The 9981-nt window shown below is 58.2% G+C and carries 11 protein-coding genes; 2 read left to right on the top strand and 9 right to left on the bottom strand.

Annotated features, from left to right (window positions below; translation table 11 throughout):
• Positions 1-419 precede the first annotated feature (419 nt).
• Together L0H14_RS01310 and L0H14_RS01305 are read left to right on the top strand one after the other, a co-directional pair.
• A complete protein-coding gene (locus L0H14_RS01310; protein WP_301416179.1) occupies positions 420-569 on the top strand; it encodes a hypothetical protein in 150 nt (49 codons plus the stop codon).
• 11 nt (positions 570-580) lie between these two features.
• Positions 581-1579 (top strand): YbdK family carboxylate-amine ligase, encoded by a 999-nt coding sequence (locus tag L0H14_RS01305; protein ID WP_301416181.1) that lies wholly within the window; start codon positions 581-583, stop codon positions 1577-1579.
• 27 nt (positions 1580-1606) lie between these two features.
• Here the strand turns inward: L0H14_RS01305 and L0H14_RS01300 are convergent, their stop codons facing one another.
• The 9 genes from L0H14_RS01300 to rarD all read right to left on the bottom strand — a co-directional run bounded on the left by L0H14_RS01300 (position 1607) and on the right by rarD (position 9952).
• The gene (locus L0H14_RS01300) at positions 1607-3031 is read right to left on the bottom strand and encodes a sodium/glutamate symporter (RefSeq protein ID WP_301416183.1); all 1425 of its coding nucleotides are present in this window, start codon (positions 3029-3031) and stop codon (positions 1607-1609) included.
• A 99-nt stretch (positions 3032-3130) separates the two neighbouring features.
• Positions 3131-4204, bottom strand: a complete 1074-nt coding sequence (tsaD, locus tag L0H14_RS01295) for a tRNA (adenosine(37)-N6)-threonylcarbamoyltransferase complex transferase subunit TsaD (RefSeq protein WP_301416185.1) — start codon at positions 4202-4204, stop codon at positions 3131-3133.
• Between the two features lies 1 nt (position 4205).
• On the bottom strand, positions 4206-4736 hold the full coding sequence (gene rimI / locus L0H14_RS01290) for a ribosomal protein S18-alanine N-acetyltransferase (protein ID WP_301416187.1): 531 nt from the start codon (positions 4734-4736) through the stop codon (positions 4206-4208).
• Positions 4733-5407: a tRNA (adenosine(37)-N6)-threonylcarbamoyltransferase complex dimerization subunit type 1 TsaB gene (gene tsaB / locus L0H14_RS01285; protein WP_301416189.1), complete on the bottom strand. Its 675-nt coding sequence runs from the start codon at positions 5405-5407 to the stop codon at positions 4733-4735. The genes rimI and tsaB overlap by 4 nt, the downstream gene beginning before the upstream one ends.
• The gene (gene tsaE / locus L0H14_RS01280) at positions 5404-5904 is read right to left on the bottom strand and encodes a tRNA (adenosine(37)-N6)-threonylcarbamoyltransferase complex ATPase subunit type 1 TsaE (protein WP_301416191.1); all 501 of its coding nucleotides are present in this window, start codon (positions 5902-5904) and stop codon (positions 5404-5406) included. Before tsaE ends, tsaB begins: the two co-directional genes overlap by 4 nt.
• Before the next feature lie 2 nt (positions 5905-5906).
• Complete coding sequence (alr, locus tag L0H14_RS01275; protein ID WP_301416193.1) at positions 5907-7058, bottom strand: alanine racemase; 1152 nt, start codon at positions 7056-7058, stop codon at positions 5907-5909.
• 52 nt (positions 7059-7110) lie between these two features.
• Positions 7111-8613, bottom strand: a complete 1503-nt coding sequence (locus tag L0H14_RS01270) for a bifunctional ADP-dependent NAD(P)H-hydrate dehydratase/NAD(P)H-hydrate epimerase (RefSeq protein WP_301416195.1) — start codon at positions 8611-8613, stop codon at positions 7111-7113.
• Entirely contained in the window at positions 8613-8963 is a 351-nt protein-coding gene (locus L0H14_RS01265; RefSeq protein WP_301416197.1) for a holo-ACP synthase, read from the bottom strand. The genes L0H14_RS01270 and L0H14_RS01265 overlap by 1 nt, the downstream gene beginning before the upstream one ends.
• Positions 8960-9952 carry an EamA family transporter RarD gene (gene rarD / locus L0H14_RS01260; protein ID WP_301416199.1) on the bottom strand — a complete coding sequence of 331 codons (993 nt, stop codon included), beginning with the start codon at positions 9950-9952 and terminating at the stop codon, positions 8960-8962. Before rarD ends, L0H14_RS01265 begins: the two co-directional genes overlap by 4 nt.
• Between the last annotated feature and the right edge of the window lie 29 nt (positions 9953-9981).

Here is a 9981-nt window from a genome sequence, read left to right as displayed (position 1 = left end):
CTTAGGCATACCTAAGCTAACAGATGACAGTCTAGTAAGCCTTCATGAATTAGCGCAAGAACAAATGTGGTTATTCAGATCACTATTTCCTCAGCGAACATACAGCCCCCACAAAGCCCGAAACGGCATACAATCGCAACGGAAATACGTTGTATTTGTGCGCACCTGACGAGGTGGCGGAAATCTTCTGATGTCACCTGCCCAAAAATAATGGAATATTTCCATCAAAAAACATGAAATAGCCGGAATCCTGCTGAGCATTTTGTCATGACTGACCCAATTCGGAGCAACAGATCTCGAAAATTCTTTAGCTCACGGCTTGGAAGACCTAAACGGTTCGGACGCAAAATAGCGCAGAACATACGGCCCGATCGTCGGCCGGTACCATAATGGAGACCCTAATTCATGGAGGCTATGGCGTGCACTTAGAATTTGCGAAGTCTGCCCAATCGACGGTCGGCGTCGAATGGGAACTCGGGCTCGTTGATCCCATCACAGGTGAGTTACGCAATGTCAGCGACGATATTCTTGGCAAACTTGAAGCACCGGCGATGAGCCGTTTCAAGTAGTCGGTGAGTTCATGCTCAACACCGTTGAGCTCGTGACCGGCGTATGTGAAACCGTCTCACAGGGACTGGACCAGCTAGCTACTGCTGGTCGTCACCTCCTGGACGTTGCAACTGAAGAACATCTCACGCTGTTCTCGCAGGGCACCCATCCATTCGCCAACGCCTTGGACGAGCAGATCTCCACGGGGTGGAGATACCAAAAGATGCTCGATCGGACCCAGTATTGGGGTCAGCAAATGTTGATCTATGGCATTCATACGCATATTGGATTAGATAACGTAGCCAAAGCCATGCCCGCAGTAAACCAGCTGATTCAGTACTACCCTCATCTGCTGGCACTGAGTGCATCCAGCCCATTCTGGGGAGGATACGACACCGGCTATGTTTCGCAACGCACGCTCCTCTTCCAACAGTTGCCAACGTCGGGGCTACCATTCCAATATCACGCATGGTCTGACTATGAGCGGGTTGTCGCCGATCTCTTGCGCGTTGGCGTTGCCGATGACGTGACAGAAGTGCGCTGGGATATTCGCCCTGTGCCAAGGTTTGGCACTGTGGAACAGCGCGTGTGTGACAGTGTTTCCACACTGCAGCAGGTCGGGGCGATCACCGCGTTGACGCAGTGTCTGGTGCACGAAGCCGTCGGTTCCGATGCTGACGCAGTTCACGATATCGAGATCTTGCCGCCCTGGTACGTGCAGGAAAACAAATGGCGCGCGGCACGTTACGGTCTCGATGCCATCATTATTATCGACTCGCAGGGCACCGAAATGTTGGTAACCGACCACCTGAAGCACGTACTCAATCGTTTAGAACCCATCGCGGCAGAACTTGACTGCTTACGGGAACTCGGTTGGGTTGAAGACATGATGAGTGTTGGCACAGCCGCGGCACGGCATAGGACGATGACGGATTCGGCATTCGGCATGCGTGTCGACCAGGCGAAGCTAGCGTCGTTAGTCTTGGCCTCTGCCGAGGAAACCACCAATTCTATTCTCAATTGGCGCTAAGAGCTCTCGCGCGACTGGAGCGGGTAGTCACGAGGATTGGCCCACTGTGAAGGTCGCCCGCTTTCCAAAGTAGAAGAGTCCACTGAGCAGCGAAGCAATAAGCAACACGATCATGATGATCAATAGCGGGTACGGACCCAACTGCACGATCAGTGGAATCGACGCCGCTGTGACAAGGCCCCCGCCAAAGAATGGTTCGAAGACGAGCTGTTTATAACCGAATGCTTCATAGGCCGGACTTTTCTGGTGTGGGTCGGCCATGCGCAGCAACAACAGTCCCGTGGCTGTCACACCCATGGACTGCCCGAAGTCGGCGATGCCACGTTCAAACCAGAAGCTCTGAATATAGCGTGGCGCCAGGAAGAACAGAACGAACACGTTCCAGAGCACGCCAGCGACGGCCAGAATGACGAACGGTCCGATGTTGTTGGCAATAGCGTCTAGTGACAGGGTTGCTAGAGCGGCGATGATGAGTGTGTCTAGGGCCAGACCCTGGATGCGTTCCATGGTTCCGCGGTCAATCATGTTGCCCAGACCGGTTTGGTCGGCAACCAGCTGGATGATGACGCCGCCCAGCATGGCCAGTGGGAACAATGGAACGTACGAGAAGATCTCGATACTATCGGCCCACAACCACTGTTCAACTGCCTGTAGCCCTGAGAGGAGAACCTGTCCGATCAGCACGGCTACCGCGATAATACCGATATGCAGGGTCAACGTGTCGAGCGATTCTGTGCGTACCGTTAGCAACCCTCCGGAGGGCTGTTCACGAGAATAAATGCCGCGAGCGATCTCTGGGTCCTTATTGGCCGAAACATCCAGGGTTTCGGAGTGGCCGCGGCGTGCTGCCCAGTTCACGGCAATGACCCCGATAATCACTCCGGACAAAATCCCGACGGTGGCCATCGCCAAGGCAAGGTCGCCACCTTCTTCGAAGCCCAGTTCCGTCATGACCGGAGCCATGCCCGCGGCCGTGCCGTGGCCACCTTCAAACCCGATTTCAATCAGCGCTCCAAACATGGGGCTGACATTGAATAATGGCACGAGTATGGCGACCGCGAGCGCAATGCCGATGACGTATTGACCGGCGGCGAATGTGACGCCTAGTGATAGCTGTGGTCCCAGGAGTTTGACCGCGCTTTTGGGCGACGGCAGTCTGGTGCCTAAAAAGAGGGCAGCAAAGACCACGCTGATGAGCAGGCCGGGGAGTTCGCCCCAGACTTCGAGTACGCCGGCTGAAAAGATACCGCCGTCGGCCAGTGCGTCCCAGCCGAGCCCTTCGCCGATTCGGCCGATCACCTGCGGACCCAGGATAAGTGCGATGAATCCGGAAATGATCGATACCGGTAAAAAGAGTTTCTGCGCGGTTCGGCTGCGAACTCGGATCATGATGCCGACTAATGCCAGCACTCCAAGGAGCAAGATGGCAAGTCCGACGGTTGACGGCGACATACGTAACCTTTCCAGGAGGCATATCTCTCACAGATATAACGTCCCTATGATCTCTATCAGGTTTTTGCTGAGTTCGGCAATCACTGAGGGTCGGCGAGCTTAGACAGAGATGAGACTAACCTGTTGAGTTGGGTCGGCGGAGAAGCCCAGAGCCGATGGGGCAATTTCGTCTGCGACCAGTTGTGCGCCCAGGGCTGCGACCATCGCACCATTGTCGGTACACAGGTTGATGGGTGGAATGGTCAGGCCGATGCCTGCAGCCTGGGTGCGTTCGGTCAGCAGATCGCGCAGTCGTGAATTGGCGGCCACTCCCCCGCCGAGCAGTATGTGGTCGATGCCTTGCTCGGTGGCCGCAAGTACCGCTTTTTTCGTGATGACGTCTGCCACGGCCTCTTGGAACGATGCTGCGATATCTGTGGCAGGAACTTCCATGTCACGAATTTCAAATTGTTCTACGGCACGGGATACCGCAGTTTTGAGGCCGGAGAAGGACCAGTTGTAGCGGTCTTTCCCTGGTGCGGCCGGGGTGCCCATGTTTTTTGGGGCGCTCAGGCCGCGTGGGAATGTGAAGGCCTGTGGGTTGCCTTCGCGGGTCATCTTGTCGATGATGGGGCCTCCCGGGTAGCCGGCGCCGATCAGTCGGGCGACTTTGTCATAGGCTTCGCCTGCTGCGTCGTCGATGGTGCCACCGAGTAATTCGACGTCGGAGGTCAGCGAGTTAATCTTCAACATTTCGGTGTGCCCACCTGACACGAGGAGGGCACCCAGCTGGTTGACGTTGCTCAGATCGGCTCCTGACGCATCCAGGTAGCCGACCCCGATGTGGGCGATCAGGTGGTTGATCCCATAGAGCGGTTTCCCAGTGGCTAACGCCAAAGCTTTGGCCCCGGCGACTCCCACCATGAGGGCACCGGCGAGCCCGGGGCCTGCGGTGACGGCGATGGCATCAACGTCGTCGATGGACACCTTGGCTTCTTCCAGCGCCGCATCGAGTACGGGCAGGAATTCGGTGACGTGGGCGCGAGCGGCGATTTCGGGAATGACCCCGCCGAAGGCCACGTGTTCATCCATCGAGGAGGCCACCTGGTGAGCTAGCAGGTTGGTCCCGGCGACGATACCGATACCGGTTTCGTCGCATGAGGTTTCGATCCCTAGAACGATGGGATGTTTCACGTTACTCCTTGTCCATCAGCGCAGCGGCTGTCGAGGGGCCGGCTTCGCGCAGTCGTTTCCGCATGACCCAGGCGTCTGCACCGCCAGGATAATACCTGGGTCTGGTGTGGATGTGTTCGAATCCGTTGTGGGCATAAAGACGTTGCGCCGCGGTGTTATCGGCGCGCACTTCCAGCAGGATGTCCATCGCACCGAGGGCATCGGCGGTGCGCATTAGCCATACCAACAGTGCTGCGCCGAGTTTTTTGCCGGTGTGATCGGGGTGGACCCCTATGGTGGTGACATCGGCGAAGGGTGGTCCATACAGGAGACCGGCAAATCCGACGACGACGTCGTAATGCGTGATGACCTGGTAGAAACTGTGCGGGCTCTGGTCCATTGAGGCCTGGTATTCATAGCTAAAAATGTCATGGGACCAGCTGTCGGGACCAAAGACGAGGGCGTCGAGTTGTGCCACGGCCTCGACATCGTGCTCGCCCCAGGGCCGCATGCTGTAGCCGTCGGGCAGGGGAAGATGAGCTGGTAGGTTCATGGGCGCAGCTGTTTGGGGATTTTGGCATCGTGGCCACGTAAATATTGCGGTTCGACCGGTTGCAACCCACGGCCCCGGCGTAGTGCGACGGTACCGTAGGCAGCGATGTCGGTGGCATCGGGTACCGCGTCGGTGAACCCGGTGATCCCAAAGAGTTCCTCCGGGTAGAGTCCTGCTCCAGCACCGAATACGGGCAGCTCGGTGACTTCGTGGGCGGCATTAACGAATGGGCCGTAGAGTCGCTGAGGTTGGCCGCCGATGTTGTCATAGTGGGCCCAGTAGACTTCTTTGCGTCGGGCATCAGTGGCGACCACGAATTCTTGGGCTCCGATACGGAATGCTTCTGCCGCAACCCGGTGGGCTAGGCTATCCAAGCTCAGGACCCCGTAGACCGGCAGCTTCCAGGTATGGGCCAACGTTTGAGCTGTGATAATCCCCGCACGCAGTCCGGTGAATGGGCCGGGGCCTACTCCCACGAAGATGCCGTCGAGGCCCTTGGCTGTGCTGGGATCAATCCCGGATTCTGTTAGGACCTCGGTGATGAACCCTGCCAACACTTCGGAGTGGTTGCGCTGTGAGCCGGTGGAGCGGTGTGCCGCCACGTCGTCGTCGCGCAGCACGGCCGCCGAAGCCGTCGCGGACGTATCTAAGGCGAGATAGGTTTGGCTCATACGAGGCTGCTTCCTTGCCAGCGTGGCCCGTATCCGGTGACCACGACGGTGCGGGGTTCTTCAACGTCGTCATCGGAAAAGTCCGTGATAAGTTCGTCGGTGACGGCTCCGGGGCGCTGCAGTTCAATATCCAGATAGGCATCGGTGAGCGCTTCGGCTGTGCCACGGCCCCATTCCACAACGATCACTGAGTCTTCCAGTGCGGTTTCCAAATCCAGGCTGGCGAGTTCATCTTCGCCGCTCATCCGGTAGGCATCGACGTGCACGAGGTCCAGACCGTCTGCGGGGTGGACGTGATGGCGTGCCAGCACAAACGTCGGTGAGGTAATTGGGGCGGTAATGCCAAGACCACGCGCCAGTCCCTGCGTGAAGGTGGTTTTGCCGGCGCCGAGTTCACCGGTCAGGATGATGACGTCGCCGGCCTGCAGTTGATTAGCAACGGCGAGCGCAAAATTTTTAGTTGCAGCCAGGTCGGCCAGGTCTGCGGTGTATTCCATGGTCACACCCACTGTTGATGAATTCGTGGCACGCGAGCACCGATGCGGGTGACAATTTCATAGTTAATACTGCCGGAGGCTTGGGCCCACGCATCAGATGGGATACCGGATTTTGAGCCGAAGAGTTCGACCGTGGTCCCCACCGGCGCGGTCGAATCGTCTGCGCGGTCGGTGTGGAGGTCCACGACAAACTGGTCCATGGCAATACGACCCGTGACGCGATAGTACTCCCCGTCGATCCAAACGGGTGCACCTTCAGCAATGCGTGGCACGCCATCGGCATAACCGCACGGGATCAGCGCGAGCCTGGTGGGTTTCTGCACGCGATAGGAGTATCCATAGGACACTCCGGTGCCTTCGTCGGCTGGCTTGTTATGCGCCACGGTGGTGCCAAAGCTCATAACCGGGCGCAGCCCGAGGTCTTCGGCGGTGCGATCCGGGAAAGGGCTCAGCCCGTAGATGGCCACGCCGGCACGGACCATATCGAGGTGCGTATCGGGACGTGAGAGCAGCGCCGGGGAGTTCGCGACATGGCGCACATCCACGGTGAGCCCGTGTTTTCGGGCGGTGTCGACGGCTTCGTGATAGACGCGTAATTGCTCATCAACGTCGGATTCGCCCACCGGATCATCGGCTACGGCGAAGTGCGTGAATACTCCGACCACGCGGACCACACCCGACTGCTGCAGTTCCGAGGCTCGGCGGCACAGCGCGTCCCATTCCTCGGGCACCGCACCGTTGCGAGACAGCCCGGTATCGATTTTCAAGTGGATGCGTGCGGGCAGATCGGTTGCTCGGGCGGCGTCGGCCACCGATTCAATTTCCGGGCCAGAAACGCCTAGGTCAATGTTGTGGGCTACCGCTGCTTCAAACGGAGTGCTAATAGTATGCAGCCAGGCAACCAGAGGTGCCGTGATACCGGCTTCGCGCAGGGCGAGGGCTTCTCGAACGTGCGCGGTGCCAAGCCAGGTTGCGCCGGCTGCCACCGCGGTCTGGGCAATTTCGACGGCGCCGTGGCCGTACCCATCAGCTTTTACCACCGCCATCACTTGGGCCGGCTTTACCCAGCGAGCGATCGTGTCGATATTATGAGCTAACGCTGAGTGATCAATTGTCACCCAGCGTTCCGATGTTGCAGTCCAACTTGTAGCCATGATGTCACCCATTATTCCAGACCGTTGGCGTTTCTGCAGATCGACACAGTTGCTACGACGACGCCATCGCCTGGCGTTTCGCTTCACGGATGTCGTCTTGCAGGCTGGAGACCACGATCCCGCCGTCTGCGGCAGCAAGTTCGCCGGCCAGGGAGTGCAAGCGCACTCCTGAGGCTAACACGGTAAAAAGTTGCTGGTGAAAGTCGTCGTCTGTGGCATCAAGCGATGCGATGCCAGCGCCGAGGATCCCAGCTAAAGTGTCGCCGGTGCCGGCCGTAGCCAGCTCCGAAGTTTTGGCAGGGTGCACGCTGCGCAGTGTCCCGGGGGAAAGAACATAGGTGTCGGCTGATTTCAGTACGATCCAAACGCCGAAGCGCTGGGCAAACGCGGCAGCTTGTGCTACCGGGTGTTGTTCCTGCAGGTCTGGTGCCAGACGTTTCGTAAGACGTTGCATTTCGCCGATGTGTGGGGTGAGCACCATGGCAGCGAAGGTTTGCATCAGCATGTCTTCATCCAGTAAATCCAGGCCCGAGGCGTCCACGAGCACCGGTAGCTGTTGACGCTGTGCTACCTGAAGCGCTGCGGTGAAATCATCGCGCTCGTCAGCCGTGTTGCCGAACCCCGGACCAATCACTACGGCGGTGGCTTTCTGGGCAACTTGAGCTTCAATCACGACCTGCGGGTGGGCGGCCAACACTTGGTCAGCCACACTGTTGTCGCGGGGACGTTGCGCGACCAAACTGATGTACCCCACTCCGGTTGCGGCGACGGCATTCACTACCAGCACCGCGGCTCCGGGATACTGCGGTGATCCTGCCACCACCGACAGCACGCCGCGCGAATACTTATGGGCATCCCACCGCGGTGGGCCAAACCCAGCGCGGACATCAGGTTCGTCAGCCATCCACCATGGATCTTGCACCGCGGCAAGTTCTACACCCAGGCCAATGTCAACCACCGTGACGTCGCCACTGTGTTGACCGCCTTCGCCGACAAATAAACCCAGCTTGGGCGCACCAAATGTCACCGTGGCATCAGCGCGTAATGCGTTGCCCGGGATGTCGCCGGTATCGGCCATGAGGCCCGATGGAACGTCGCACGCAATGATTGCTGCAGTTTGAGGAATAGCCAGGTCGTGGTCGGTCAAAAAGCCGGGGAGGTCAAAGCTACCGTGGAAGCCGGTACCAAATACCCCATCAACCACAACGTCGGTGGCGGCATCGATCTTCGAAACCAGTCGTCCACCGGCGCGCTGAAACGCGGCAAGCCCTTCCGGATGGAACTGGTCTGCGGTGGCGTTGATGGCTACCGCAGCGATCGATACGCCGCGGTCGGCAAGAAAACTCAGGGCCCAGAGGGTATCTCCGCCGTTATTCCCCTTGCCGATGAGTCCGACCGCACGGCTGCCATACACGGGACCACGTTGTTGTAAGAGTTGGCGAGTACGGTGTGCCAGGCCCCAGGCTGCTTGACGCATCAGTGCGGGACCATGACCGGCTTCCAGCCAGGGCGCTTCAGCGCCGCGTACCTGGGTTCCGGTAAAAACGGGTTGCATTAGCCCTCTGCGATAACCATGGCGGTCGCCCAACCGCCGTCGTGAGACAACGACAGGTGCCAGCGCCGAACACCTTTGGCCTCTGAGATATCCGCAACCGTGCCGGTCAAGACCACGTAGGGTTCGCCCGAGGGTTCGCGGCCAATCTGGCAGTGCTGCCAGTTCATGCCGGCGGGGGCAGAGAGTGCTTTGGCGACAGCCTCTTTCGCGGCAAAACGTGCAGCCAATGATTGCAGACTCAGTTCTCGTTCTGCGGGAGTGAACAACCGGTCACGCAGTTTTGGAGTCCGTTCCAGCTGCCGCTCGAAGCGCGCAATATCAACCATGTCCACACCAATGCCAATGATCATGCTTGGTAGTCTACCTTTTCTTCACGTGACTGTTGCGATGTTTTGATACGTAACTTCGGATTTTGTCGGATTTGCCGAAGGGCATCGCCGATCAATATCAGCACGGCAACCCACACAAGAATGAACCCAATCCAGCGGCCGGTGGACATCACTTCTTCGAACACAAAATACCCGAATAAAAATTGGGCGATCGGAGCAATATATTGAAACATGCCGACCGTCGACAACGGCAAGCGCGCTGCAGCTCCAGCAAAAAGGATTAGCGGGACGACGGTCACCAGACCAATCACGGGCAGTGAGTATGCTCGCAAGGTGTCAAAGGATTCGAAGACACCGATCCCGCCCGCCGTGGCGAAGACCCCCATGGAGGCCAGCACTATCCACGCGGTCGAGGGGATAGACAACCACATGGTTTCCACCGTTAATCCGGTCAACGAATCGACAGTCGGTCCCAGCTTGTTTTTCACCAGACCATAGAACGCAAAGGAAATAGCCAGAGTCAACGAGACCCACGGAAGGTTTCCGTAATCGATGGTCAGAATGATCACGGCTACCAGGGAAACACCCACGGCGATCCATTGGAGCGGACGCAACCGCTCCCCCAATAACACGACGCCCAGCACAATGGTCATCAACGGGTTAATGAAATAGCCCAGTGAGGCTTCGAGCACCCGATAGCTTGCCACAGCGTAAATATAAAGACCCCAGTTCACCGCGATCAAATGTCCGGCCAGGATCAGCAGCAGGTGGTCGCGCCGGTTTTTCAAGACCAGCCCCAGCCGTCTCCAACCACCCCGGACGATAGCGACCGTCACCAGCGTGATGCCAAGAGCCAGCACAATGCGCCAAGCCAAGAGATCCACGGGGTTGGGAGTCATGTACACGGCAAATACTATGGGGAGTGCACCCCAGAGAGAGTAGGCCAGAAACGCTTGAACGAGTCCGGCACTGTTAGCCGGTGTTTTGACCTGGTCATCGGCACTGGCCAACGATCCTCCTGCTATGTCGTGGGTGGCAA

It is taken from the genome of Yaniella sp. (assembly GCF_030453185.1).
Lineage (GTDB): Bacteria > Actinomycetota > Actinomycetes > Actinomycetales > Micrococcaceae > Yaniella.
This window is presented reverse-complemented; position numbering and strand designations above follow the sequence as displayed.